Genomic DNA, 25,571 nt, shown 5'->3' on the forward strand with positions numbered 1-25,571 from the left:
TATACATTAGATTTGAGCTTAAATAAATTGAAAAGTTACCCGAATTGAATCCGAACATAAACTCAGATTAACATGAAAAAATCTAAAAAGAGGTTGATTCATTTTATCAAGTTCGCCTCTTTTTCCGTTATTCAGTCAAATAATCAAACAAATAACGGAGCAACATCACCGTACTCAGTAAGCAGAGAAAACTGCTTTTTGAAAATGGAATTTACAGTGCCCTGTTGGAAATCAAAGCTTTTTGGTTTTCAGCAATATCGCACTATCACTGATTGATCTGAAGGTGTCGCCATGATCTCGACCACAGTTAAAAAATCACTAAACAAAATTAAATTTTACCGTGAAATCGAGTTACCAGATTTTGCCAGTAAAAAATCTATCCCAATCCGTCATTTAAATATTGGTTTTGATGGAAAGGAAATTGATGTCAGATTCTATATGGACAATCAATTTGCGACGATTTTTTTTGCTACGCTTTCAGTATTTCTAACCTATGGTGAAGACTTGGTGATTGAAACTGCTCGTCACCACCGCGAATTTATTCAAGACCCCGTGTTAAAGCAACGCGTTACCTCCCTCATTGGTCAAGAAGCCATTCATTCAAAATTGCACAATGAATATAACGATGCGCTTAAAGATGTTGAGTACCCTGTCGATTTATATCGTTTCTTGGGCGAGAACTTCTTTAAATATGTGTTTTTAAAATTCCCGCAACCACTGAAATTATCGATGATGGCTGGTATTGAGCATTTTACGGCTGTACTTGCTGAATACATGATGAAGCACGAAAAGAATTTCTACTATTCGGATGATGCGAAAAGCCGTGCGTTATGGATGTGGCATATGCTTGAAGAATCCGAGCATAAAGACATTGCCTATGATGTTTATCAATTACTTAATGGTAGCTACCCACTAAGAGCTTCTGGTTTCTTCTTAGCTTTGTTCACTATTTTAGGTTTAATCCCAGCGACTACCTTGTTTATTCCTGTTTTAAGAAAGCCACAGGAAATGTTAACTAGAAAATTCTGGAAAGACGCTCGCCGAGGTGTAGGACTTATTTTTGGTCCAAAAGATGGCGTATTTGGTAGCACAATTGGTCAAATTCTTGACTACTTACGCCCTGATTTCCACCCAAATGATCATGATACGACTGAATATCTAGAATATTACAAAAACAAATTACTAAGCGAAGGCGGTGCAATTGCACCTTACTTTGTGAAGGAATTTACCCCTCCTGTACGCATGTCTTAATTGGCTTGTAACCAGTCACTACTCAATGGCTGGTTTTCCTTAAATCTATTTCGGGATGAATCATGATTTTATTTGGCAAAAAGAGAGTTAAACCAAGCCAAAAAGCTTATGCCGTCGTGACGGGTGCAGGTAGCGGAATTGGTCGGAGTTTTGCAATTGAACTGGCAAAACGTGGTGGCAGCGTAGTGTGTGCAGATATTAATTTAGAAGCCGCAGAAGAAACCGTAAAGCTTCTTGAACAAGAAGGCGCAAAAGCTTTTGCTATGCGTTGTGATGTGGGTAATGCAGAACAAGTAAATCATTTAGCTGAAACTGCTGAAATTTTACTTGGGCACCCTGTAACTCTTGTCATTAATAATGCCGGAGTGGGTTTGGGTGGCAAGTTTGACGAACTCAGTCTAGAAGACTGGAACTGGGTCATGAATATTAACCTTTGGGGTGTTATTCATGGTTGTCATGCATTTGTTCCCAAGTTTAAAAAGTTAGGTTACGGCGCGATTATTAATGTGGCTTCGGCGGCATCTTACACTGCTGCTCCAGAAATGACCGCGTATAACGTAACAAAAGCGGGTGTGCGTGCGCTATCTGAAACACTTTCTGCCGAACTGCGTAAGTTTAATATTAAAGTCAATGTGCTATGCCCGACTTTAGTTCCCACCAATATCATTAAAAATGGTCGTATTCCGGGTCGTTATTCAAAACTTGCAGACCATGCGCTCATGAACTACGCACTCACCACAAGTGATGACGTCGCCAAACTCACTCTTAACCGTCTTGATCAGGATGAGCTTTATACCATCCCTCAAATCGATGCGAAGTTGTTCTGGCTGATGAAACGTGCATCTCCAAGTTTGTATACCAAGTTCCTTGGTACCTCTTACAAATTATTTAAATAAGAAATTTTATAGGTAGTACCCATATGACTGCTCAAATGAAAACAAATGCATCAGCAAAAAAAGCTGTCAATTCACCTAGCCATATTTACGACACCTTTATTGTCGGTGCCGGAATTTCCGGTATCGCCGCAGCGATTCGTCTCGACCAAGTTGGCTATACCAACTATAAAATTATTGAAAAAGCAGGACGTGTGGGTGGCACTTGGCGTGAAAACACCTATCCGGGCTGTGGCTGTGATGTACCGTCAGCTTTGTATTCTTATTCGTTTGCGCCTAGTGCAAAATGGAGTCACTTATTTGCGCGTCAACCAGAAATTTTAAGTTACTTGGAAGACGTAAGTAACGAATTTAATGTTACATCTAAAATCGAGTTTAACAACGAGTTGCTTAACGCAGCGTGGGATGACTCACGTCATGTATGGGTACTTGATACCACTACTGGCCAATATTTATCTAAAACCGTTATTTTTGCCACAGGTCCAATTACCGAAGCTCAAATTCCACGTCTTGAAGGCTTAGAAACATTTACAGGTGAAATGTTCCATTCAGCGAAATGGAATCATGATTATGACTTAACTGGTAAACGTATTGCCGTGATTGGTACGGGTGCATCTGCCATCCAATTTGTGCCACAAATTCAACCCAAAGCAAAAGAGCTGTTTGTGTTCCAACGTACAGCTCCTTGGGTGCTGCCAAAACCAGATACCGACTTGGGCGAGTTGAGTAAATCCGTCATTGCTAAATATCCGTCTATTCAAGCGAGCTGGCGTAAAAGTGTAGCGCTAACGCTAAATGCAATTAACTTTGGTTTACGTAATCCACTTGCTCTAAAACCAGTCAATGTACTCGGCAAGCAATTACTTAAACTTCAAATTGCAGACCCTGAATTACGCAAAAACGTAACGCCTAATTTTGATATTGGCTGTAAACGTATTTTGTTTGCTAACAACTACTACCCTGCACTACAAGCACCAAACACGACTCTGATTCCTCATGGTTTAGTAAAAGTTGAAGGCAATACTGTTATTGCTGCAAATGGTGAACGCCACGAAGTTGATGTGATTATTTGGGGTACAGGCTTTGAAGTATCTCACCCACCAATCGGCAAACGTGTGTTTAATGAAAAAGGCCAACGTTTAAATGATTTATGGAAAAACACTTCACCAGAAGCTTACTTAGGAACCAACATTGAAAATGTACCAAATGCATTTTTAATTTTAGGGCCTAACGTACTGGTTTATGACTCGTTTATTGGTTTGGCAGAAGCACAACTCGACTATATCGTAGATGGCTTATTGAAAATTAAAAATAAAGGAATTAGCAAGTTAAACGTTAAGTCAGATGTAATTAAAAAGCATAACGACTTGGTGCAAAAGCACTTACAAACAACGGTATTTAATAGCGGCGGATGTAAGAGTTATTACCTTGATGCCAATGGTCGCAACTTTGCTGCATGGCCATGGTCATTGAAAAAGCTAAAACAACGTTTGAAAAATCTAGATTTAAAAGATTATGAAGTCACATATCAAACGTCAAAAATACATTAACTTGTAATTTTGACCAAATCCGTTGTTATGAATGAGCAGTGTATTTTTGTTTTTTTATAAAATACACTGCTTTCTTCATTGAATCTTCAAGAAATAAAAGAACAGGTTAAAGATGAAAGAAGGTCAATCAAGCCGTACTGCCGAAGCTGCTGCTGCCTTACGCGCAAATCACTTTAAAAATACGACGAACCCTGTATTTTCAGATCCCTATGCTTTTGAACTAACAAGTAAAGGCTGGAAAAAACTGCTCTCTAACCCGCTGATTGTTAAAGTGATGAATTCTTCGGTTTTAAATCGTACTTTAGGTTTACTTACTGGGCAAGTGGTCGGTCGCTCTCGTTATGCCGAAGACTTACTGGATCAGGCTGTTCAACACAATATTGAGCAATATGTATTAGTGGGTGCTGGTCTAGACTCTTTTGTACTACGTGAGTCACAGCATTATCCAACGTTAAAAATTTTTGAAGTGGACCATCCTGATACTCAAGCGGCCAAACAATCTAAACTCAAAAAATTAGGCGAACTTCCCTCTACTGTTGAATTTGTTTCTATTAATTTTGAAAAAGAATCTATCTCTGAAGCGCTTGCCCGAAGTCGCTATGTACGAAAAGCTCCGGCTTTCTTTTCTTGGCTGGGCACCACTCATTATTTAAAACCGGACACTACGCTACAAACTTTAAAAAGTATTGCTGAGTTTGCTGCAAACGGTAGCGAAGTGGTACTCGACTATTCGACCGATTTTCAGGAATTAAATGGTATTGAGCGACTTGGAAGTATCGGCGTTGCACAATTTACCCATTTGCTGAAAGAGCCTTTACTAGGTCAATTTAAACCAATAGATTTACATCATGCAGTGGAGCAGATGGGTTTTGAAGTGGTCGAAGACTTATCAGGTGAAGCCATTACTGAACGATATTTTAATACACGAATCGATGAAATTCGCCACACTTCAGCAACACGATTATTGCATTTGCGGTTAAATAAAAACTAATGTTGAAAGCCAACTTAGACTTTAAGTTGGCTTTTTTAATCAAGGTGAATACCATCATTACCAGCTTGAACGCGGCTCTGGCCCATCAACATGCTGATTTAAAAATTGGCGTAAATGATCTAAAAAGTGCGCGACTTTAGGTGACAGATTCAGTCTCTTTAAATACACCGCATAGACATCTGCTGGTGGTGTTTCATAATCCTCTAGCACTTGAACTAATCTACCACTTCTTAAATATTTTGCTACGTCCCACTCTGCTCGCATCAAAATACCATAGCCTTCTAAGGCCCAATTTAATGCGACTGCACCATCATTCGTACTCAGTTGCCCATGAACTTTAACAGTTTCAACTTGTTTGCCATGACTTAACCGCCAATTCCCATAAGCAGAATCATTTTGCCGAATCACAATGCACTGATGCTGCGTTAAATCATGGGGAGTGAGCGGTTGCCCTGCCATTTTTAAATAGCTAGGTGATGCACATAATAAACGGCGGTTGGCTGCCAATTTTTTGGCAATTAGACGTGAATCAGGTATTTCGCCAAAGCGGATTGACACATCAATGGCTTCATCTGGCAGATTAATCGGGCGGTCAGTTAAATGCAGTTGAACATCGACATCAGGATAGATTTTAGCAAATGTAGAAATCGCTGGAGCAATATAAGAACGACCAAAGCCTAAAGGAGCATTCACACGCAATACCCCTTTGGGTGCTGCCCGACTACTTGAAACTAAACGCTCCATTTCATCGATCTCTTTTAAAATACGAACCGCATTTTCAAAGTAGACCTCACCCTCACTGGTTAAGCTAATTCGGCGTGTTGTTCTATTTAAAAGCCTTACTCCTAAACGCTCTTCAAGTTGAGTTAAACGTCTAGAAACCGCAGGTGGAGTCAAGTTTAACTCTCGTGCCGTCGCGACAAGACTTCCTTGTTTAACCAATAAACAAAAGAAAGCTAATTCCGTATCTGCGTTCATGATTATTAAGTTTTTTGCAATAGTGATTTAACTTTATATCGATTCATCAGTTTTTTAAAGGGTTTAACATCCATTTCATTATTTCCCGACATAAGTCGTCTCTTGTTTAAGAGCATAAAAACGTCCGCAGAAGGAATGCTGTGGATGAACGGGAAAAGCCATCTAGCCGAATGAATAGCGGTAAAGAAAGCGAAAACTACCAATCAGGATTGGTAGTCATGAATATGGAGTCATGACATGGAAATGGATATTGAAAAGCGAACGTTACGTCGAATCACATGGAGAATCGTACCGTTTATTATGTTGTTATACCTTGTAGCCTATATCGATCGCGTCAATATTGGCTTTGCCGCACTCACCATGAAAGAAGATCTAGGGTTTACCGCCTCAGTTCTCGGGTTTGGTGCCGGAATTTTCTTTTTGGGCTATTTCTTATTTGAAGTCCCATCCAACATTATTTTGCATAAAGTCGGTGCCCGTATCTGGATTGCTCGAGTCATGGTGACTTGGGGTCTGATTGCAGCTGGTATGGCGTTTGTAGAAAGCTCAACCAGCTTTTATGTTATGCGATTTTTACTCGGTGTTGCCGAAGCGGGTTTCTTTCCGGGCATTATTTTGTACTTAACTTACTGGTTTCCTGCACGCCATCGCGCTGGTGTGATTGCTTTATTTATGGCAGCCGCCCCAATTGCCACAGCAGTTGGTTCACCAATCTCTGCCGTGTTACTTGAAATGCATGGAATTTGGGGACTCGCTGGCTGGCAATGGATGTTCATTATTGAAGCAATACCAGCACTCATCTTAGGCGTTGTCGTTTTTAAATATATGACTGACCGCCCTGAACAAGCCACTTGGTTAAAACAGGATGAACGCGAATGGCTTGTAAAAACGATGAATGAAGAAGATGTCGGGAAAAATGCACCTCAGCATCACAGCATTCTTCGCGGTCTTGCCAACCCACGAGTACTTGCCCTTGCATTGATTTATTTCGGAACATCGGCTGGGCTTTATACCCTCGGCATCTGGGCACCACAAATTATTAAACAGCTTGGCGTAACGTCTATGACCGTCGGGCTTTTAAATGCCATTCCACCAATCGTTTCTGTCATTGCCATGGTTTTATGGTCTCGACACTCTGACCGCACCAATGAACGTACATGGCATGTTGCTCTCGCATGTTTAACCGCAGCAGTTGGTCTCGCAATTGCAGCTGGCACACACAATGTCATTGGATTAATTGCAGCACTTACCATTGTGAATGTCGGTATTAGCTGTGCCAAGCCACCACTATGGAGCATGCCAACCATGTTCTTGTCAGGATCAGCCGCAGCAGCAGGCATTGCCACGATTAACTCAATCGGAAATTTAGGTGGGTTTGCAGGCCCTGCCATGATCGGCTGGATTAAAGATCAAACTGGAGATTTCACAGGTGGACTCTATTTTGTAGCAGGCCTACTCATTATCTCGACCTTACTGACACTAGTGCTGAGCTTCTCCCAAAAAGTGAAAGTAAACACTGCCAAAGCCACCCACTAACTTTATTTACATCAATTAGATCTGAACAAGTTTCTTCAAGGAGCACAACATGGACAAAGATATTGCCGTCCAGTCCCTTACGGACACCATGGCCAAATTTACGGCTTATATTGGAAAACGCCTACCTAAAGATGTGAAAAGCAAGTTAATTGAACTGCGTACTTTAGAAACCAATCCATTGGCTAAATCAGTTTATGATTCGATGGAAGAAAATCAGCAAGCTGCGGATAAACTCAACCGCCCAAGCTGTCAAGACACAGGTGTCATTCAATATTTCGTTGAAGCCGGTGCTAACTTCCCTTTGCTTGGTGAACTTCAAGATATTTTGAGCGAAGCAACTGCTGAAGCAACACGCATAGGTCCTTTACGCCACAACGCTGTCGAAACCTTTGATGAAAAAAATACGGGCACCAATACAGGTACTCAAATTCCATGGTTAGACTGGCGTATTGTGCCTGAACTCGACACTTGTACCATTGATGTCTATATGGCTGGCGGCGGTTGTACCCTACCGGGTGCGGCAAAAGTTTTAATGCCAGGTCAAGGCTACGAAGGTGTTGCTGAATTTGTGATGGACGTTATTACCGAACGCGGTGTAAATGCCTGTCCACCGTTACTGGTTGGTGTCGGCGTATCAACTTCGGTTGAAACTGCAGCTCGTCTTTCTAAACTCGCGATTATGCGTCCAGTTGACTCAACAAGTGATAATCCACGCGCAGCCTTAATGGAACAACTGTTAGAACAAGGTCTTAATGAAATTGGTATTGGCCCTCAGGGACTCACAGGGAATAACAGTGTGATGGGAGTCAATATTGAATCTTCTGCACGCCACCCATCAACCATTGGGGTTGCCGTAAATACAGGTTGCTGGGCACATCGCCGTGGCAAAATTAAGATTAATCCAGATATGTCGTATGAAATCTTGTCTCATGAAGGAGTTGTACTATGAAAAAAATTCTGACAACGCCAATCAAAGATGAAGATCTTTTAGACCTTAAAGTCGGTGATGTCGTTTATTTGACTGGCCGTTTGGTTACTTGTCGTGACGTTGCCCATCGCAGACTGATCGAACAAGGTCGAGAACTACCAGTTAATCTTGAAGGCGGAGCGATTTTTCACGCTGGCCCTATTGTGCGCAAGAAAGGTGAAAACGACTTCGAAATGGTTTCGATTGGCCCAACAACCAGTATGCGAATGGAAAAATTCGAACGGGAATTTATCAAGCAAACAGGCGTTAAGCTTATTGTGGGTAAAGGTGGTATGGGGCCTGAAACGGCTGTTGGATGTCAGGAAAATATTGCCGTTCATGCGATTTTCCCAGGTGGGTGCGCAGTGCTTGCAGCAACTTTGGTTGAAGAGATTGAAGGTGCTGAATGGCAGGATTTAGGTATGCCAGAAACTCTTTGGATAAATCGTGTGAGAGAATTTGGCCCGCTCATTATTTCTATCGACACTAAAGGCAATAATCTGATTCAACAAAACAAAGTTGAGTTTCAGGCCAAGAAAGCTCCAATTTTAGAAAAAATCAGCAAACAACTGAGCTTTATTAAATAAACCACTCTTTAGATGAAGGGAAAGCAAAAGCACCCTTCATCTTTTTTATTTTTGTACTAAACGCATGGCATGAGGTGTTTTTCCATGCCATCTTTTATAAGCATGAATAAAACTGGCAGGTTCTGCATAGCCTAGCCACTCAGCAATCTGTTCAACCGAAGTTTTCGGTAATGCCAAATACTGCTCTGCTAGAACTTGCCTTACTTCTTCACGTATCTGAATAAAAGTCATTTCCTCTAATGCCAAATGACGGCGTAAAGTACGAACATTTAAATGCAATCGGTCAGCGACTATTTCCATAGAAGGCATTTCCCCTCTCACATTCATAAGTTGCTGTTGCACCAAGGTTGTAAATTTATTTTGTGATTGGCGTTTTTCTAATATTTGGCGGCACTGTTCTTCGGCTGTATATAGCACCAAATCATTTGCCATAAGTAGCTTTTGATCTACTTTTTGCGGATCCAGAATTACAAAGCTTTTAACTGAGCCAAATGCTGGTATTACGCCAAATAAATCTTGATAAGGCTGAACATCACCTTTGGGTTGAAAAGAAAAAGCCAAATACTGGCAAAAGTTATCCTGCACCAAATCTCGTTGTACCGTAATGAGCGCAGCGGCATCTCGTTCAATAATGAATTGACGAACTGATAAGGGAATATCTTGCTCATCAATTTCAATGCGGACGCCCTGTGGCGTATCGGATACATCAAAGCGGGTAAAAGCAAAAGTTAAAGTAAAATAGGTTAAAGCCAAATCTAGTGCTTCACGAATGCTAGCACTACTCATCAGAGCCATACCTAATGGCCCAAATGTGGTGAAATGATAGCGTGTACCTACTTCTAAGCCTAGTGTCGGTCTGTCTCCTAGTTGCTCAACCAAGTTTTGAATGAGCTGTAATTCCTGATGGCCTGTCACCACCATATTTGGGTCGAGTAATTGTTGTTGACTAAGCCCAGTCCCTTTTAAAATCGTCTGATAAGAAATACCTGATTCCATCGCAAAATCAGCCATTAACCGAACACTATGTACACTGCGTTCAAAAGCCCATGCATACTTCACTGTATTGCTCAGAATGTCCTCGAATCACAATATTTTGTCCTCATCCATCCTCTAAATCAAGTTAATAAACGTCTATTCTGCATACAGGAAATTGCGATTTTTCGCTCACTGTTTTTAAGGATTTAGAGCAGCCATGTTTAATTCGTCTACTAATTCAAATAAAAATGTACGCATTGCCATTATTGGCACTGGCTTTGGTGGTCTAGGACTTGCCATTCGTCTCAAACAAGCAGGTTTTGAACAATTTACCCTATTTGAAAAAGCTGCTGATGTAGGTGGTGTCTGGCGTGACAACACGTATCCGGGTGCTGCCTGTGATGTGCCTTCTCATCTGTATTCCTTTTCTTTTGAACAAGAACTCGGCTGGAAAAATCGCTACGGAACATCTCAAGAGATTTATCAATATTTACGCCACTGCGCGGAAAAATATGACATTCGTCCACATGTTCAATTTAACACTGAAATAACCAGTGCCGAATTTGATGCTTTGCAAGGTGTATGGCACATTCAAAGTACTTCTGGTGAACAGTTCGAAGCTGAATTCTTAGTGGGCGCGGTAGGCCAACTCAACCGCCCTGCCTATCCAAAACTTAAAGGTATTGAAAACTTTAAAGGTAAGGCATTTCACTCAGCACGTTGGGATCATGACTATGACTTAACTGGCAAACGGGTTGCAGTGATCGGTACAGGTGCAAGCGCAATTCAATTTGTACCTGAAATTGCAAAACAAGTAGCACATCTAGACGTTTATCAACGTTCAGCACCTTACGTGATTCCTAAACCTGATCGGATTTACCAGCCTTTAGAGAAAAAAGCGTTCCGTAAACTGCCAATTTTGCAAAGTCTAGATCGTGCTTTGCAATATGGACACCATGAAATTCGCCTACTTGCTTTTACAACTTCACTCAATGAAATGCCTTTGGTGGAATATTTATTCCAGCGCCACATTCGAAAAGTTGTTAAAGATGGGAAGTTACGCCACCGTTTAATGCCAGATTATCCAATTGGTTGTAAACGTATTTTAATCTCTAACCAGTGGTATGAAACGCTGACTCAACCTCATGTCGATGTGATTAATACTGGCATTCAAGAAATTACCGAAAATGGAATTTTAGATACGGAAGGAAATCTGCGTGAAATCGATACCATTATTTATGGGACGGGCTTTGCCGCAACGGAATTTATGGCACCAATGCAGATTACAGGCCTTGATGGTCGTACCTTAAAAGACACATGGAAAGATGGTGCAGAAGCATACCTTGGCTTAACTGTGAGTGGCTTTCCAAACTTCTTTATGCTCTATGGTCCAAATACCAATCTTGGGCACAATTCAATTGTGTATATGATTGAAAGCCAAGTGAATTATATTTTAGATGCCATTCAAACAACCCTACAAAACAAACTTCTGTTCACGAATGTTCGTGCAGAGGTTCAACATGAGTTTAATCAAAGCATTCAAGAAAAAATGAAAAAAACGGTCTGGGCACAAGGTTGTACCAGTTGGTATCAAACTGCTGATGGCAAAAATACCAATAACTGGCCAGGTTTTACTCTTGAATATCGACAGCGGACTCGTCGCTTCGATGTTGAAAACTATACTCAGGTGTCGGCTATTTCTTAAACAAGCTTCACCATAGGAAATGAGAAAAATAAACGGAGAATTTTATGAAGTCTTTTAAAAATAAAGTCGCAGCTGTGACAGGTGCTGGCTCTGGTATTGGACAAGCACTTGCTATAGCACTCGCAAAACAAGGTTGCCATCTGGCACTTTCTGATATTAGTGAAGCCGGGTTAGCCAAAACAGTCGAGCTATTAGCACCCTATTCTGTCAAAGTCACCACTCAAAAAGTTGATGTGGCTAAACGTGATGAGGTTGCAACTTGGGCAAAGGCAGTGGTAGATGAGCATGGCCAAGTTAACCTGATTTTTAATAATGCTGGTGTCGCAATAGGGAGTACGGCTGAAGGTGTGAGCTATGAAGATCTTGAATGGCTGATTGGTATTAATTTTTGGGGCGTGGTTTATGGCACCAAAGAGTTTTTGCCTTACTTAAAGCAAAGTGGTGATGGACATATTATTAATATTTCTAGTATGTTTGGCTTAACAGCTCAACCAACACAAAGTGCTTATAACGCCAGTAAATTTGCCGTACGTGGCTTTACAGAGTCTCTACGTCAAGAACTTGATATGCAAAATGCTGGTGTGAGCGCGACTTGTGTGCATCCGGGTGGTATTCGTACTAATATTGCCAAAGCTGCCCGCATGAATAATAGCGTCCAGTCTTTAGGAATGGATCCTTTAAAAAGTCAGGATGCTTTCGATAAATTACTTCGCACCCCTGCTGATGATGCAGCTCAACAAATTTTAGAAGCTGTTCGTAAAGACCGTCGCCGCCTACTCATTGGAGCTGATGCGAAAGCCGTTGATGTGATTCAACGTATTCTGCCACAGGGTTACCAAAAGATTTTTGCAACTGCGACTGCCTTGCAAACTCGCCTACTCAACAAATCAGCAAAATAAAAATAGTGGTCAGCATACTCTTCATTTTAAGAGATGCTGACTGACATTAAATGCTTAGTATGAGTCCTTATTATGAAGCAGCTTCTTGCATGGACTATTCGTACCACGCTACGTCCAGCTTTATCCCCTAAAACACCACTAAAGCTACAACGTTTTTGTAGCGATGCAGCCAGTGCAATTGTGCTTGGGCCACGTGGCTATAAAACAAAAAAGCAAACAATTGCTCAAGTACCGACAGCTCATATTCAGCCCAAAACGACTCAATCAGGCCTCGGCATCTTATATTTACATGGCGGAGGCTATGTGGTGGGTAGCTCAAAAAGTCACACTAAGCTTGCTGCTCAAATCGGACATGCAGCTCAAGCACAAGTCTGGTTACCTGAATATCGCCTAGCCCCAGAGCACACAAACTCTGATGCAATTGAAGATGTGGTTACAGTCTATAAAGCTCTACTTGCTCAAGGGCAAGACCCGAAAAAACTCGTGATCGTTGGCGATTCTGCTGGCGGAGGACTGAGTTTAAGTACTGCAATTGCGATACGAAATGCAGGGTTACCGTTACCAGCAGCATTAGTTTTACTTTCACCTTGGGTTGACTTAAGCCTCTCAGGAAGCACGATGAAAACTCATGCTGCTCAAGATGCAATGCTGTCAGAAAACTGGTTAGCTTGGTGTGCAAAAAACTATTGCGGACAAAAATCGGTAACCGATCCAACATGTTCCCCACTCTATGCCGACTTAACTGGATTACCGCCTATTTTGATTCATGTCGGTACCGAAGAAGTCTTATTAGACGATGCAAAACGCCTTGCTGAACAAACTGAAAAATACGGTATTCCGACGAACTTGAAGGTTTATGACCGAGTCGGGCATGTTTTTCAGTTCCACGCGGGTATACTACATGAATCTAATGACTCGATTGAGCGCATTGGGCAATTCATTGATAAACATACACAGTCAATATAAAAATATCGCCAGAGAGGAGTCCTCGGCATGACAACAAACAATTATGACTATGATTACCTCATTATTGGTTCAGGCTTTGGTGGTAGTGTTTCTGCCTGCCGTCTAACCGAAAAGGGCTACTCTGTTGCTGTAATGGAAATGGGGCGACGCTGGGAAGCTAAAGATTTTGCTAAAAATAACTGGAATACCCGCCGCTGGATTTGGCGACCGGGCATGAAACTTTTCGGTTATTTCAACATGCGTTTTTTTCGCCATGTCACGATTATTTGCGGTAATGCTGTAGGCGGCGGCTCAATCACCTATGCCAATACCTTACTTGTTCCACCTGAACATATTTGGGATGAAGGTACATGGGCAGATGCGGCGGACTGGAAAAATGAAATGCCACAGCACTATGCTGAAGCAGAACGCATGCTTGGAGTGACTGATAATAAAATTTTCGGTCCTGCCGACCACATGCTCAAAAAAATGGGCGACGCAGTTGGTGTTGGACATACATTTAAACCGACTCGTGTTGCAACGTTTTTTCCACCCGAAGGTGAACAAGGTGGCAAGACCTACCCTGACCCGTACTTTAACGGCGAAGGTCCAGACCGTGGAACCTGTACCGCATGTGGCGGCTGTATGACCGGTTGCAAACACAACGCAAAAAATACCTTAGATAAAAACTATTTGTACTTTGCCGAAAAAAATGGTGCCAAGGTTTATGAAGAAACCAAAGTGGTTGATGTTAAACCACTCAATGGTAAAGCCGATGGCAGTGATGGCTATGAAGTTACGACTGAATGTTCAAACTCATGGTTTAACAAACAACGCCGTACATGGCGTGTTCGAAATGTGATTTTTTCGGCATCGTCTTTGGGCACGCAAGAAATGCTGTTCCGTTTAAAACAGTCTGGTTCTCTGCCAAATGTTTCTGATGATTTGGGCAATCGGGTTCGTACTAATGCCGAGTCGATTTTAGGCGTTCGCTTTTTTGGTAAAGATGTCGACATGAGTAAAGGTGTTGCCATTGGTTCAAGTATTTACCTTGACCATGACACTCACATTGAAGCGACTCGTTACCAAACTGGCTCAGATGCCATGGGTCTTATGTGTACTTATATGGCTAAAGGTAAACCAGGTTGGACGCGTATCTTCTTTTGGTTATGGGCCTTAATCTGCCATCCATTTATTTTCCTTCGCATGAGTAACCCTGTCAGTTTTGCACGTCAAACCTTAATTTTCTTGGTGATGCAAACAGCCGATGCCTCAATTAACATGCGCTTGAAACGTAATTGGTTCTGGCCTTTTGGCAAGGTGTTATCGAGCGAAGGTAAAAAGCTGCCTGTGTATATTCCACAGGCCAATGCTTTTACCGAAAAAGTCGCCAAAATGTTTAACGGTCACCCAATGACGACCATTACCGAAATTTTATTTAACGTGCCTTTTACAGCTCACTGTATGGGTGGTTGTGCGATTTCTTCAAGTCCAGAGCGTGGTGTGGTAGATGGACAAAACCGTGTCTTTAACTATAAAAACTTATACGTTGTGGATGGTTCAATGTTAGGTGCCAATTTGGGCGTTAACCCAAGTCTTACCATTACAGCTCTAGCAGAACGTGCCATGTCTTATATTCCAGCTAAACACTCTTTGGATGAACAGCAAAATCATAGAGTAGATGCAGAAACCATAGAGATCACCAAAGCTTCTGCTTAAAATAGAAATTTGTTTTATAAAAAAAAGCCTATTTAAAAATAGGCTTTTTTTATTTCACTTTTTAAATTACATCGCTACGGCTTTCGCACGAGCTGCATGCAACTTTTTATAGCTCTCGATCAGACGTAAATGGCGATCAAGCCCTTCTAGTTTCATGCTTGTTGGTGTTAAACCATAGAAACGAACGCTACCATCGACAGAACCTAATACCGCGTCCATACGCATATCACCAAACATACGGCGGAAATTAGTCAGGTAGTCTTCAAGCTCTAGTTCTTCATCTAACATCACTTCAAGCACCACGTTCATGCACTGATAGAACAAGCCACGCTCAACGGTGTTGGTGTTATATTGCAAGTAAGTTTCGACTAACTCTTTTACCTCTTCAAATTGTTGTAAAGCAACATAAATTAGCAATTTCAACTCTAAAATTGTGAGCTGTCCCCAAACTGTATTGTCATCAAACTCGATGCCAATCAGCGTGGTGATTTCTGTGTAATCGTCTAGCTCACATTCTTCTAAGCGCTCAACCAACGCCTCAAGCTGCTCATCATCTAAACGGTGTAGATTTAGAATATCTTCACGGAATGAAAGTGCTTTATTGGTATTGTCCCAAATCAAATCTTCAACCAGATAAATTTCTGAATAATCCGGTACTAAAATACGGCAAGCAGTCGCACCTAAATGCTCATAGACTGCCATATATACTTCTTTGCCCATCTCTTCGAGAATGACGAACAATGTTGCAGCTTCTTCTGCGTTCGATTCTTCGCCTTCGCCAGAAAAATCCCATTCAACAAAGTCATAGTCAGATTTAGAGCTAAAGAAGCGCCAAGATACCAAACCGCTTGAGTCAATAAAGTGCTCAACAAAGTTGTTCGGTTCAGTGACTGCATTACTTTGGAAAGTCGGTTGAGGCAAATCATTTAAACCTTCAAAACTACGACCTTGAAGTAATTCAGTCAGACTACGTTCTAACGCAACTTCAAAACTTGGATGCGCACCGAAAGATGCAAACACCCCACCCGTACGTGGGTTCATTAAAGTCACACACATTACAGGGAACTGGCCACCTAACGATGCATCTTTAACTAATACAGGGAAACCTTGCTCTTCTAAACCTTTAATACCAGCAACAATACTTGGGTATTTTGCTAATACGTCTTCAGGAACATCCGGAAGTGCAATTTCACCTTCTAAAATTTCACGTTTAACAGCACGTTCAAAAATTTCTGATAAGCATTGAACTTGAGCTTCTTCCAAAGTGTTGCCGGCACTCATACCATTACTTAAGTACAAGTTTTCAATTAAATTTGATGGGAAATAGACAACTTCACCGTCAGACTGGCGCACAAAAGGTAGCGAGCAAATGCCACGCTCTACATTACCTGAGTTGGTATCATATAAATGTGTGCCAAGTAACTCATCATCTGGGTTATAAATCTCAAGACAATATTCATCTAAGATTTCTTTAGGTAATTCACCATTTGGGCCCGGTTTAAACCATTTTTCATCTGGATAATGCACAAATTCAGCATTGGCAATATCTTCACCCCAGAACTGGTCGTTATAGAAGAAGTTACAGTTTAAACGCTCAATAAACTCGCCTAATGCAGATGCTAAAGCACTTTCTTTAGTTGCACCTTTACCATTGGTAAAACACATCGGAGACTGTGCATCACGAATGTGTAATGACCATACATTAGGTACGATATTACGCCAAGACGCGATTTCAATCTTCATGCCCAAATTTGCCAAAATGGCAGACATATTGGCAATGGTTTCTTCTAATGGCAGGTCTTTACCTTGAATATAAGTATGGCTTTCTGAAGTTAAGCTTGGCAATAACAATGCTTGTGCATCTGCATCGATGCTTTCAACTTCTTCAATAATAAATTCGGGACCCGTTTGAATCACTTTTTTAACAGTACAACGGTCAATCGAACGTAAAATCCCTTGGCGATCTTTCTCTGAAATATCGGCTGGTAATTCAATTTGAATTTTAAAGGTTTGCTTATAGCGGTTTTCAGGATCAACAATATTATTTTGCGATAAACGAATATTATCGGTTGGGATATCTCGAGCGGCACAATACACTTTTACAAAGTACGCTGCGCACAATGCTGATGATGCTAAAAAATAGTCAAATGGGCCCGGTGCCGAACCGTCACCCTTGTAGCGAATTGGTTGATCGGCAATTACCGTAAAGTCATCGAACTTAGCTTCCTGTCGAAGATTGTCGAGATAATTAACCTTGATTTCCATGCTGGCACCTAAATATTTTTATGTGTCAGCACAGACACATAAAATTCTAAATATTGAAAAATAAGCCGAATCACAGCGAAGAAATTGACTTAAAAAAATGAGAGATTAAAGCCATGTGTTTAATGAGAGACTCAATTGGCTTTAATAAGATTGGCGGTATTATAGAGGGATTTTGTGCAGTTGATAACTAAAGTTAAAACATTGCTGCTCACAATGTTTTAACTTGTCTTTAATTTACTTAAATATTAATCATTAAAATTTAAAGGTGTAATCAACATTCAACCGCGTTTCATTTGCCGAGTGGAATGTCATATTAGTAGGCATATCGTTACGATAGTGAGAAAAACGAGCTCGCATTCCCAAACCTTTTAACTTACCTTCAGGAATTTTATAGCCCAAATCAAATTCCATCGACTCCTCTTTAAAACGTTGGTCGCCATATTGCAATAAATCAATGTCTTCACCTTTTGCATAGCGAGTCATAAAGCGTAATCCATTTAATGAAACATCACCTACCCGCGCATTTTTAAAATCATATTCGTAACGAATCGAATAGACTTTTTCGTCTTTATTTGAATAGTCCGAACTCATAAAATCAAGCACGACTGGACTTTCAGTTCCCGACAAAAATGGTAGACCAGTTGAACCAAACGACTGCATGTAACCCAAAGAAACCGTATGGTTTTGATAGTTCAAACCAAATAAGCCACTAATATGTCGGTTATCGACCTCTCCTATTTTTTTACTTCCAGTTTCTTCACTATTAAAAAAACGTACATCGCTTAAAAAATTAAGCTGATCGTTTAAAGGTTGTTTTCCGTTAAAGCCTAAAAAATGTTGCTGGTAAATATCTTTGAGTTCAGCATGATAAGCACGTAAACGGTAATCCTTTAACTGATAGCTTCCACCTAATGTATAAAAAGAATCGGTAGTTGACGCTTTGTCAAAACGATGGTTGATATTGTCTGTTCCAACATCGGTATAACGAATTGAATCGCGCTGACGTACTTCATCGACATAAAACCCCTCTAATTGAAGATTTGGAACTTCATTTGAAACAAAGCGGATACCGCGATAAGTCTGAGGGAACAAACGCGCTGGCGATGAAAATATGGTCGGTAATTGCGGAACTAAATCGCCCACAAAAAGCTCATTTTTTCTAAATTTAGCCTTTCCTGTAATGCCGATTTTTCCATAATAATCATCACGCGAGTTATCGGTATTCACTGGTAATAATCCACTACGCGCATAGTCATCAGCACGGCTTCCCATCAGGTTAAAACCTGCCATTGCCAATACATCGATACCAAACCCAACCGTTCCTTCGGTGTAACCAGACTGGCCTTTAAAAATTAGACCCTGTGCCCAATCTCTGGCTGCTGTATAGGGATATGGGTCTTTTTTATAGTCTCGGTCAAAGTAAAAATTACGTAGTGTCAGCTCAGCTTTACTGTCTGCAATAAACTCAGCATGCACAACTTGACTAAATAATGGGCACAAGCATACCCCCACCCATAATGGTGTCTTTTTCATTTTTTATCTCAACTATTTAATTTTTAATGGATTAAGGTGCTGTTTTAAGCGAGTAGCTTTGCTCTTTCTTGCTTCGGTAAAAAGCATTACCTAAACTTAAAATCAGGAAAATAGCCAAAATAAAGACCACACCGTAATAGGCATACAGCGTTGCGGGTGCTATACCTTTATCCAGAAAAATGCCTGCGACCGTTGGCGATAAAATTGCCCCAATTCGTCCAAAACCAATGGCATAGCCCACGCCACGACTACGAATTTCAGCATCATAAATTGTTGGAGAAATCGAATATAAACCTGCTACACAGCCATTAATAAGTGTGCCAAGTAATAACCCCACCATGAGTGCAACACTGACTTGAGCGGAGACTGCGACAAATAGGAAAACACATGCCGAGGTTAGCCCTAAAAACAGGCTTAAGGCATAGAAGATTTTCATGCGTGATGCCAATAAACCAATAATAGCAGCCCCGAAAATCCCGCCAATACTAATTAAAATGCCAGTACTTACGCCTTGCTGTGGCGACATCCCCATTGAAATAAGAATTTTTGGTGTCCAACTCATCACGAAGTAAAAGCCAAACATCACTAAAAAGAATGCAAACCACAAACAAAGTGTTTGAAATCCAAGTTGTCCAGCAAATAACTTGCCCAGTTCACTACCATTTTGCGTGCTGATTTTTTCATAATGCGGCATAACGGGTAATTCGTTTAGCCCCATACGATTTACAGTTGCATTAATCCGTTCTAGTGCCTGTTTTGGTCGTTTCGCGAGTAAGTAATCTAAAGATTCTGGTAATAACCATGCGCTGATCAGTAGCATTGCAATGGTAGTAACCCCACCTGCTAAAAAGATTGAGCGCCAACCTAAGTGCTCAATCAAAGCCAGTGATAGTACTCCGCCCAGTGTCGCACCAATTCCGTAACCGGTAGACATTAAGCTCACAGCAAGACTGCGCCAGCAAGCATTGGCATATTCACTTGCCAATACATTACTACTCGCAAGGATGCCACCCACCCCAATTCCAGTAATAAACCGAAGTGCAGCTAACATGCCGTGGCTTTGTACAAAAGCACAGCCCAGCATGCTAAGACCTGCAATGACAAGACAAACTAAGATGAGTAAACGGCGACCGATTTTATCGGCTAAAGGTGCGAGAAAAATGGAACCGGCAGCCATCCCAAAAAGGCCTGCACTTAACAACAAGCCTATTTGTGCCCCTGAAAGTGACCATTCTGCTGACACGGATGGAGCAGTAAATGCCATTACCATCACGTCAAAGCCATCAATAATATTGAGACAAATACAGATCAAAATGACGAACCATTGGTAACGGCTCATGTTGTTTTGATTGATCTCACTTAGAACATCTCTTTCCATTTGTGTATCTCCCTTGGATAAGACATACACACGACATTGCTGATATGAGCGATTGGGTGGTTATGCATATCCGTATCCATAATGACCTAGAGGAATATTTGTTTTTTGAGCATCCTGCTCTTTTTCTATACTGAATATTTGGATCCAAAAAATCAACAATATTTTTAAAATTTAATCAACAACGGATTAAATAATTGAAAAATATATTTATAATTCATTTTAACTTTATGAAATAAAAAATATGGATCCATAAATTATTTATCCATTTTTAAATTTGTAACTTCAAGAGCTATCCAAATCCAGAATGGGATTGAAGAATTATGGATCCAAATAAAAGCTAATAAAACTTTAGCCTCTAAAATTCAAAATAAATACAAAAGTCTTTAATAGCAATTAAAATATACAAAACAACCAAATTAAAAGATCAATATTTTTTAAAAAATATACTGCTTATCAATTGACCAATATTTTTATTTATTATAAATTGGATCCAATAAGTGATAAGGAGTCGTCACAATGTTTATTAAAAATGCTTGGTATGTAGCCTGCCGCCCAGAAGAAATCCAAGACAAACCACTAGGTCGCACCATCTGTGGTGAAAAAATTGTTTTTTATCGTGGCAAAGAAAACCAAGTTGCTGCCGTTGAAGATTTTTGTCCGCATCGTGGCGCCCCACTTTCACTTGGTTATGTCGAAGATGGCAATCTCGTGTGTGGTTATCATGGCTTAGTGATGGGTTGTGACGGAAAAACTGTTTCAATGCCAGCTCAACGTGTTAACGGTTTTCCTTGCAACAAAGCATATGCAGTTATTGAAAAGTTTGGTTTTATTTGGATATGGCCAGGCGAGAAAGCTTTAGCAGATGAAGCAAAACTTCCAACTTTAGAATGGGCAGATCACCCTGAATGGAGTTATGGCGGAGGCCTGTTTCACATCCAGTGTGACTATCGTTTGATGGTCGATAACCTGATGGATTTAACCCACGAGACCTATGTTCACTCAAGCAGCATCGGACAAAAAGAAATTGATGAGTCATTACCAGTCACTAAAGTTGACGGCGACCATGTCATTACCGAACGTTACATGGAAAATGTGATCGCACCTCCATTTTGGCAAATGGCTCTTCGTGGTAACCACTTAGCAGATGATGTACCCGTTGACCGTTGGCAACGTTGTCACTTCTTTGCTCCAAGTAATGTGCATATTGAAGTAGGCGTCGCGCATGCTGGACATGGTGGTTATCACGCACCAAAAGACAAAAAAGTTTCTTCAATCGTGGTCGATTTTATTACACCGGAAACTGAAACATCACATTGGTATTTCTGGGGAATGGCACGTAACTTCCAGCCAGATAATGCAGAACTCACAGATCAAATTCGTGAAGGCCAAGGCAAAATCTTTACTGAAGATTTAGAAATGCTTGAGCAACAGCAACAAAATATTTTAAACAATCCACATCGCAAGTTACTCATGCTCAACATCGATGCAGGCGGTGTACAGTCCCGTAAGGTGATTGAGCGACTGCTTGCCGAAGAAAATAAAACACCTCCTGAAACGTCCGCACAGAAGTTTCCAAACATTCGGATTATTTAAAGGAGTATGAACATGGACGTTATTATTCAGAAAATTCACCAGCTCACCCCGACCATTCGTGCTTTTGAATTGGTTGCAGCAAATGGTACAGAGCTACCGAATTTTGAGGCAGGTGCACATATCGATGTGCACCTGAAAAACGGTCTAACCCGTCAATATTCACTTTCAAACTGCTGCAGTGAAAAGCATCGTTATGTCATTGGTGTTTTACATGATGCCAATTCACGCGGTGGCTCACGTTGCATCCACACTGAATATCATGAAGGCGACCATTTAAAGATTGGTGAACCGCGTAATTTATTTGAGATTCACCCACAAACCAAACAGGCAGTTTTATTTGCTGGCGGTATTGGTATTACTCCTATTTTGTCGATGGCGTATCGGCTTAAGTCGGCCAATATTCCTTTTGAATTGCACTACTTTGTTCGTAGTCATGAAATGATTGCTTTCTATGGCAACTTAACCGAGCACTTTGGTAACCAAGTCCATTTTCATATTCAAGATCAACCAGACACTGAATGTAATATGGCAGAGGTTTTAGCCCAAGCTTCACAACATAGACACTTATATGTATGTGGACCAACGGGGTTTATGCAGCTTGTCATGAGCTCAGCCGAACAAGCTGGCTGGCACAATGAACAGTTACATCAAGAGCATTTTGTCGCGCAAAAAGCAGATACATCTAACGATGAAGCTTTTACTATTGAAGTTAAAGGTACGGGCCGTCGAATTGAAGTACTACCAGAGCAGACTGCTACTGAGGCATTAATTGCAAATGGTTTTGATATTCCTGTTTCATGTGAACAAGGCATTTGCGGGACCTGTATTACACGCGTAGTAGAAGGCACACCAGATCATCGGGATCTATTTATGACCGATGAGGAACATGCACTAAATGACCAGTTTACACCCTGCTGTTCTCGTGCAAAAACTAAAAATCTTGTGATTGAGCTTTAATATTTAAGTTCCTTTATTCAGAAATAAAGGAACATTTCACCTTAAGCGCTGAGAACATTTCTTAGCGTTTCACCCAAAATCACCACACTACTGTGCTCACGCATTAAGGTTTCAGCACGCCCTGCCTGACGATGTACCAACGCATCAAAAATCGAGCAATGCTGTAAATGTGCATAGTGCAAACGGCGATATTCTGACAAAGCTTGGTTCTGGTCATAGGTAATGGCTTGAGCAGAAGCCATCGGCAATTGGTTGTTTTTTGCTAAGGCTTGTATGAGCGCAACGTTTTGCGCACCTTCAATAATCGTGTCATGAAAAATGACATTAAAATGGTGATAACGTTCCAGTTCAGCATCGCCAAACTCGTCTTTATCATTAAATAGTTTTTCAGTTTCTTGAATGCAATGTTGCAGCGTCTTTTTCTGCTCTTCGCTTAAGCCTTGTTCTGCCAAAGTTTTCGCAGCCAACCCTTCGAGCACACCACGCACTTCAAGCGCATCATGAACAAGTTGTTCTGAAATTTCACGAACCGTGTAACCACGAGTTGGGTTTTTAATGAGGAGACCTTCTTGCTCGAGCAAGCGAAAGGCAATACGAACAGGTTGCCTTGAAACACCGAGTAATTCGGCAGTCGGAATTTCGGCAATTCTGGCACCGCCTTCAAGTTCCCCTGAAATAATCATTTTTCTTAGTTTAAGTAAAACTTGTTGTCCTGAAGACATTCGCTGCCACACATCACCAAAAACGTCACTTCGATGCTAGCAAGTTCATTTGTAAAATGAAATAAATTTTCTGTGTGAATCAGTGCTTAAGCATTTCTATTAAGTTTAATAAATTAAATTATCCACCACCTTTCATCAAAGGTTTTTAAGATTATTGACCATAATATCGAGATTATTACGGATTAAATAAGCCAAGTTAATATCAATGCCTTCAAGCATTTTTTCTTCGACTTTTAAAACCACTTCATTACATTTATTTAGCTTTTCAATACCGCTTTCAGTCAGCGTAATTAAAATACGGCGGCCATGTGTTGGGTCCGGTTTTTTCTCAATCCAGCCATTGACGAGTAAATCTTGCAAAATTTTGTTGGCCGATTGCGGCTTAATGAAAGAGCGCTCAGCAAGTTTGGCATTGGATACATTACTTTTTGAAGCTAAAACAGAAAGTGCAGTAAATTGCGGCAAGGTAATCTCAAGCTCTTTTAAATGTTCTGTTAAATGTTTACTAATAATTCGGTCAACACGAGCAATCATGTAACTTAACTTTGGCTCATCTTCTACTTTTTTTTGAACTGAATTCGAACGTACCATAACCTTTCAATCATCATAAGAAAATCTGTAGTGAAAGTATGAGGTTCTAACCTCATACTTCCGTTAAAACTTAGCGAGCACCTGAGCTTTGTACTAAATGTACAGGCTGTTTAGGTTTTTTGACAAGAAGTAATGCAGAGATCGCTGCAATTAAAATCACTGGAATACTTGAACCAATCACGATGGTCGAACTTTGTCCAAGTGAGAGTAAAAACCCAGCCATTAAAGGTCCTGCAAAAGAACCAATACGCCCAATGGCAACTGCTGCACCTACTCCAGTTCCACGCATTTCTGTTGGATAATACATAGCAGCTAAACCGTATAATGCCGATTGTCCACCCACAATGAATAAGCCACAGCCCACTGCCGAAAGTGCAAGTAAAGCAACGGTTGGGGATATTGCTAAACAACAAAGCGAAAATAAAATGCCGAGATAAATCAGTTTAATCACAAAACTCATACGTAATTTATCAAGTAATACACCCATCAGGATTGAACCTAAAATTCCACCCACGTTGTAGCCCATCTGCACATAGTTTGCCTGAAGTTTCGATAAGCCTTGCGCGCCCATCAGCAACGGCAACCAGTTCAATAAGAAATACAGTACAACGAGCGTACAGAAAAAACTGACCCAAAGTTGAATTGTCGACATACGACGTTCTTTCGCAAATAAAACTTCCAAAAATGGTGTGGTTTTTTGCGCTTGACCTTTACGTTGCAGGTAATCATTTGACTCAGGCAAAAAGCGCATAATCAGGGGAATGAGTAAAATTGGCGCGATACCACCAATATAGAAAATATGACGCCACTCTGCATCACCTGCCAACGACATAGCTACGACAGAAGTAAGTAATCCACCAAAAGGAATGCCGCTATACATAATACTTACCGCGGTACCTTTATATTTATCGGGTACAGCTTCAGATGCCAGTGTAATCATCATCGGAAGTGCCCCACCCATTCCTAAACCAGTACAAAAACGAATGAGTAACAGCAAACTGAAGTTAGCAGCATATGCCGTTAGCAAAGACATAATTCCAAAAAGTAAAATACTAAAAATCAGAATTTTCTTACGCCCAATAATATCAGCAAATCTACCGCCTAATATGGCACCTGGTAGTGTTCCTAAAATTGCAGCACTAAATGCCCACGCCATCTGGCCATTGTCCAACATAAACTCAGCCCGCATTCGTGGAGCGGCTACCCCCATGGACTGAAGATCAAAACCTTCAAAAATTGCTATTGCAAAGCATAATAGCAACGTGATTTTTGCCCTTGCGGACTCTCCTAATATCTTTTCCATTGTGTTATCCCTTATTGACTAGTCGTTCCATTTAGCCCTTTGTGTATTATTGTTTAACACACCAAAAATATCAGTTAAACTTACTAAAAAATCAACATATTTTTATATTAAATTATCTATAAAATTAATTAATATTTAAAATACAATGGATTATAAAATATTTATGAAATTTTATAAAAAAGACTTGAATGTAAGTTTAACTGATATTAAATTAAATCCCAGAACAGCTAAAA

General features: G+C 40.7%; 21 protein-coding genes. 13 read left to right on the top strand and 8 right to left on the bottom strand.

The window, feature by feature from the left end; translation table 11 throughout:
- Positions 1-291: 291 nt before the first annotated feature.
- The 4 genes from F985_RS16420 to F985_RS16435 all read left to right on the top strand — a co-directional run bounded on the left by F985_RS16420 (position 292) and on the right by F985_RS16435 (position 4,685).
- Positions 292-1,251 (top strand): metal-dependent hydrolase, encoded by a 960-nt coding sequence (locus F985_RS16420; protein WP_004702813.1) that lies wholly within the window; start codon positions 292-294, stop codon positions 1,249-1,251.
- Positions 1,252-1,313: 62 nt separating this feature from the next.
- The gene (locus F985_RS16425) at positions 1,314-2,147 is read left to right on the top strand and encodes an SDR family NAD(P)-dependent oxidoreductase (protein WP_004702815.1); all 834 of its coding nucleotides are present in this window, start codon (positions 1,314-1,316) and stop codon (positions 2,145-2,147) included.
- Between the two features lie 23 nt (positions 2,148-2,170).
- Complete coding sequence (locus F985_RS16430) at positions 2,171-3,694, top strand: flavin-containing monooxygenase (RefSeq protein ID WP_004702817.1); 1,524 nt, start codon at positions 2,171-2,173, stop codon at positions 3,692-3,694.
- A gap of 112 nt (positions 3,695-3,806) precedes the next feature.
- Complete coding sequence (locus F985_RS16435) at positions 3,807-4,685, top strand: class I SAM-dependent methyltransferase (protein ID WP_004702819.1); 879 nt, start codon at positions 3,807-3,809, stop codon at positions 4,683-4,685.
- A 57-nt stretch (positions 4,686-4,742) separates the two neighbouring features.
- Here the strand turns inward: F985_RS16435 and F985_RS16440 are convergent, their stop codons facing one another.
- Positions 4,743-5,663: a LysR family transcriptional regulator gene (locus tag F985_RS16440; RefSeq protein ID WP_004702821.1), complete on the bottom strand. Its 921-nt coding sequence runs from the start codon at positions 5,661-5,663 to the stop codon at positions 4,743-4,745.
- 237 nt (positions 5,664-5,900) lie between these two features.
- Here F985_RS16440 and F985_RS16445 point away from each other — a divergent pair, with 237 nt between their 5' ends.
- From F985_RS16445 to ttdB, 3 genes are read left to right on the top strand one after another with little or no spacing between them, the layout of a single operon-like run.
- Positions 5,901-7,199 (top strand): MFS transporter, encoded by a 1,299-nt coding sequence (locus tag F985_RS16445; RefSeq protein WP_004702823.1) that lies wholly within the window; start codon positions 5,901-5,903, stop codon positions 7,197-7,199.
- A gap of 49 nt (positions 7,200-7,248) precedes the next feature.
- Positions 7,249-8,148 (top strand): L(+)-tartrate dehydratase subunit alpha, encoded by a 900-nt coding sequence (gene ttdA / locus F985_RS16450; protein ID WP_002163154.1) that lies wholly within the window; start codon positions 7,249-7,251, stop codon positions 8,146-8,148.
- Complete coding sequence (ttdB, locus tag F985_RS16455) at positions 8,145-8,753, top strand: L(+)-tartrate dehydratase subunit beta (protein WP_004702828.1); 609 nt, start codon at positions 8,145-8,147, stop codon at positions 8,751-8,753. The genes ttdA and ttdB overlap by 4 nt, the downstream gene beginning before the upstream one ends.
- Before the next feature lie 45 nt (positions 8,754-8,798).
- Here the strand turns inward: ttdB and F985_RS16460 are convergent, their stop codons facing one another.
- Entirely contained in the window at positions 8,799-9,812 is a 1,014-nt protein-coding gene (locus tag F985_RS16460) for an AraC family transcriptional regulator (RefSeq protein ID WP_004702830.1), read from the bottom strand.
- Positions 9,813-9,945: 133 nt separating this feature from the next.
- Here F985_RS16460 and F985_RS16465 point away from each other — a divergent pair, with 133 nt between their 5' ends.
- The 4 genes from F985_RS16465 (at position 9,946) to F985_RS16480 (ending at position 14,996) form a co-directional block, all read left to right on the top strand.
- Complete coding sequence (locus F985_RS16465) at positions 9,946-11,433, top strand: flavin-containing monooxygenase (protein WP_004702832.1); 1,488 nt, start codon at positions 9,946-9,948, stop codon at positions 11,431-11,433.
- Between the two features lie 44 nt (positions 11,434-11,477).
- Positions 11,478-12,332: an SDR family NAD(P)-dependent oxidoreductase gene (locus tag F985_RS16470; protein ID WP_004702834.1), complete on the top strand. Its 855-nt coding sequence runs from the start codon at positions 11,478-11,480 to the stop codon at positions 12,330-12,332.
- A gap of 72 nt (positions 12,333-12,404) precedes the next feature.
- Positions 12,405-13,298, top strand: coding sequence for an alpha/beta hydrolase (locus tag F985_RS16475; protein WP_004702836.1), 894 nt, complete (start codon positions 12,405-12,407; stop codon positions 13,296-13,298).
- Positions 13,299-13,325: 27 nt separating this feature from the next.
- On the top strand, positions 13,326-14,996 hold the full coding sequence (locus F985_RS16480) for a GMC family oxidoreductase (protein WP_004702838.1): 1,671 nt from the start codon (positions 13,326-13,328) through the stop codon (positions 14,994-14,996).
- 66 nt (positions 14,997-15,062) lie between these two features.
- On the opposite strand, the gene F985_RS16485 is transcribed toward F985_RS16480, so the two are convergent.
- The 3 genes from F985_RS16485 to F985_RS16495 form a co-directional block, all read right to left on the bottom strand.
- Positions 15,063-17,261, bottom strand: coding sequence for an OsmC domain/YcaO domain-containing protein (locus F985_RS16485; protein WP_004702839.1), 2,199 nt, complete (start codon positions 17,259-17,261; stop codon positions 15,063-15,065).
- Between the two features lie 252 nt (positions 17,262-17,513).
- A complete protein-coding gene (locus tag F985_RS16490; protein ID WP_004702840.1) occupies positions 17,514-18,794 on the bottom strand; it encodes an OprD family outer membrane porin in 1,281 nt (426 codons plus the stop codon).
- A 31-nt stretch (positions 18,795-18,825) separates the two neighbouring features.
- Positions 18,826-20,172 carry an MFS transporter gene (locus tag F985_RS16495; protein WP_004702841.1) on the bottom strand — a complete coding sequence of 449 codons (1,347 nt, stop codon included), beginning with the start codon at positions 20,170-20,172 and terminating at the stop codon, positions 18,826-18,828.
- 516 nt (positions 20,173-20,688) lie between these two features.
- Between F985_RS16495 and F985_RS16500 the strand changes: the two genes are divergently transcribed.
- Both F985_RS16500 and F985_RS16505 read left to right on the top strand, forming a co-directional pair.
- Positions 20,689-21,765 carry an aromatic ring-hydroxylating dioxygenase subunit alpha gene (locus F985_RS16500; protein ID WP_004702842.1) on the top strand — a complete coding sequence of 359 codons (1,077 nt, stop codon included), beginning with the start codon at positions 20,689-20,691 and terminating at the stop codon, positions 21,763-21,765.
- Between the two features lie 12 nt (positions 21,766-21,777).
- Positions 21,778-22,722, top strand: coding sequence for a PDR/VanB family oxidoreductase (locus F985_RS16505; RefSeq protein ID WP_004702843.1), 945 nt, complete (start codon positions 21,778-21,780; stop codon positions 22,720-22,722).
- 41 nt (positions 22,723-22,763) lie between these two features.
- Here the strand turns inward: F985_RS16505 and F985_RS16510 are convergent, their stop codons facing one another.
- The 3 genes from F985_RS16510 to mhpT all read right to left on the bottom strand — a co-directional run bounded on the left by F985_RS16510 (position 22,764) and on the right by mhpT (position 25,338).
- On the bottom strand, positions 22,764-23,456 hold the full coding sequence (locus tag F985_RS16510; RefSeq protein ID WP_077162611.1) for a GntR family transcriptional regulator: 693 nt from the start codon (positions 23,454-23,456) through the stop codon (positions 22,764-22,766).
- Positions 23,457-23,579: 123 nt separating this feature from the next.
- On the bottom strand, positions 23,580-24,035 hold the full coding sequence (locus F985_RS16515) for a MarR family winged helix-turn-helix transcriptional regulator (RefSeq protein WP_004702845.1): 456 nt from the start codon (positions 24,033-24,035) through the stop codon (positions 23,580-23,582).
- A gap of 70 nt (positions 24,036-24,105) precedes the next feature.
- Entirely contained in the window at positions 24,106-25,338 is a 1,233-nt protein-coding gene (gene mhpT / locus F985_RS16520; protein WP_004702846.1) for a 3-(3-hydroxy-phenyl)propionate transporter MhpT, read from the bottom strand.
- Between the last annotated feature and the right edge of the window lie 233 nt (positions 25,339-25,571).

This window comes from Acinetobacter seifertii (assembly GCF_000368065.1).
GTDB classification, from domain to species: Bacteria; Pseudomonadota; Gammaproteobacteria; order Pseudomonadales; family Moraxellaceae; genus Acinetobacter; species Acinetobacter seifertii.